This window comes from Xanthobacter sp. BG11Y11_SDJG, from assembly GCF_057364445.1.
In genome coordinates this window covers 1-2,353 of the sequence record NZ_JBNFNU010000529.1, presented here as the reverse complement: position 1 = coordinate 2,353, position 2,353 = coordinate 1, and the positions used below count along the sequence as shown (strand labels likewise).

At 70.3% G+C, this 2,353-nt stretch carries 2 pseudogenes; one reads left to right on the top strand and one right to left on the bottom strand.

The features are described from left to right. Positions 1 to 350: pseudogene (locus AC2W7M_RS23935) on the top strand (alcohol dehydrogenase); the annotation flags it as partial. Between the two features lie 234 nt (positions 351 to 584). On the opposite strand, the pseudogene AC2W7M_RS23930 reads toward AC2W7M_RS23935, so the two are convergent. Next, positions 585 to 2,290: pseudogene (locus AC2W7M_RS23930) on the bottom strand (PHA/PHB synthase family protein). Positions 2,291 to 2,353 lie beyond the last annotated feature (63 nt).

The following is a 2,353-nucleotide window of genomic DNA, read 5'->3' as shown; positions in this document are numbered from 1 at the left end:
GGCTCCGGACGCGCCCGGCGCCGGAGCCGCTGGACGCCGCGCTGATCTTCGCCCCGGCCGGCGAGCTGGTGCCGCAGGCGCTGAGGGCGGTGCGGAAGGGCGGGCGCGTGGTCTGCGGCGGCATCCACATGAGCGACATCCCGGCCTTCCCCTATGCGTGGCTGTGGGAGGAGCGGAAAATCCTCTCGGTGGCGAACCTCACCCGACAGGACGCGCATGAATTCCTGGCGCTGGCGCCGCAGGCCGGCGTCGCGACGCACGTGACGCCCTGTGGGCTCGAAGACGCGAACCGGGCGCTGGACGACCTGCGCGCCGGCCGGCTCACCGGCGCCGCCGTCCTGGTGCCGTAGCGCCGCGCCCTGGGCCTGTCCGCGCCGTCAGCCTCTCACTGACATCCCTCCCCGCCGTCATCCGCCGCCTTGTGCGGGGGATCCACCAAGCGGCCGGGCTGGCGGGCCTAAATTCCGGCAGGAGCAAGCGGCCCGGTGGATGCCCCGGACAAGCCGGGGCATGACGGCGTCAGCTGGGGGCATGACGGAGCGGGACATGTCCGGACCTGGCGTCTCGACGAGGAAAGCGGGAACCTAGCGCTGCATCACATAGGTGCCGGGCGCCGGGCCGAGCACCGCGTGGCCCCGGGCGCCGATATAGGGCAGATGGATGCGGCCGGAGGAATGGGCGGTGAGCCACGCTTCCCAGGCCGGCCACCACGAGCCCTCCTGCGGCAGGTTCTGCTCCATCCACTCCTCCGGGCTCACATGCAGCGCCCCGTGGGGCGTGTCGTGGATGCGGAAATGCCGGCGCTTGTGGCCGGGCTCGGAGACGATGCCGGCATTGTGCCCGCCCGAGGCCAGCACGAACGTCACATCCGTGTCGGTGAGCTGGTGAATCTTGTAGACCGACTTCCAGGGCGCCACATGGTCGCGCTCGGTGCCCACCACGAACAGCGGCACGCGCACGTTCAGAAGCGAGACCGGGCGCCCGTCCGCCTGGTAGCGGCCGGCGGCGAGGTCGTTCTCCAGGAACATCCGGCGCAGATATTCCGAATGCATGCGGTAGGGCAGGCGCGTGGCGTCGGCGTTCCAGGCCATGAGGTCGTTCATGGGGGCGCGCTCGCCCATGAGATATTCGCGCACCATGCGCGACCAGACGAGGTCGTTGGAGCGCAGCATCTGGAACGCCCCCGCCATCTGGCCGGCGGACAGGTAGCCCTGATCCCACATGACGCTTTCCAGCGCATAGAGCGCGCTCGGATCGACGAACAGCTGCAGTTCGCCCGGCTCGGAGAAGTCGGTCTGGGCGGCGAACAGCGTCACGGTCTTGAGCCGCGCGTCGCCGGCCCGCGCCATGGCGGCGGCGGCGATCGCGAGCAGCGTGCCGCCGAGGCAGTAGCCCGCCGCATGCACCTTCTGGTTCGGCACCACCTGCGCGACGACGTCGAGCGCGGCCATGATGCCGAGCTTGCGGTAGTCCTCGAAGCCGAGGTCGCGGTCCTCCTGGGTGACGTTGCGCCAGGAGATGCAGAACACGGTGTGGCCCTTGTCCACCAGATAGCGGATCAGCGAGTTCTGCGGCGACAGATCGAGGATGTAGTACTTCATGATCCAGGCGGGCACGATCAGGATCGGCTCGGCCTCCACGTCGCGCGTGGTGGCGCGATACTGGATCAGCTCCATCAGGTGGTTGCGGTAGATCACCTCGCCGGGCGTCACCGCCACCTCCTTGCCGGGGGTGAAGGCCTCCGCCCCAACCGGCGGCTGGCCGGCGGCCTTGCGCGCCTGGTCCTCCAGGAAATTGCGCGCCCCTTCCACGAAGTTGCCGCCCAGGGTCTGGCGCGCGCGCTTCAGCACCTCGGGGTTGGTGAGGGGGAAGTTGGAGGGCGAGGCCATGTCCAGCATCTGGCGCGCGCGAACGCCACCACCGCCTCGTTGTGGGGCGAGACGCCCGGCACGCCGTGGGTGGCGTTGTGCCACCACTGCTGGTTCAGGAGGAAGCCCTGGTACCAGAAGCGGAACGGCCAGTCCTGCCAGGACGGCGCGGAGAAGCGCTCGTCGCCCTCCAGCGGCTGGATGCAGGCCGGCAGCCCCCGGTCGAGGGTGGAAGCGGCCGCATAGGCCCCGAACCGCGCCGCCTTGCGCCAGGCCTTGGTGACGAGTTCCGCCTGCTTTCCGGGGGCGGCGGCGAGGTGCATCCACCAGTCCATGACCGCCAGCGACAGGCCGATGGCCGAGAGCCCCTGGGTTGCCCGCGCGCCGATCGCCTCGACGCCGTGGGCGCGGAGGAAGCGCAGATAGGCCTCCTCCGTGGGCTTGGGATGGAACTCGGCGGCGACGATGTCGTGCACCGCCGCGAA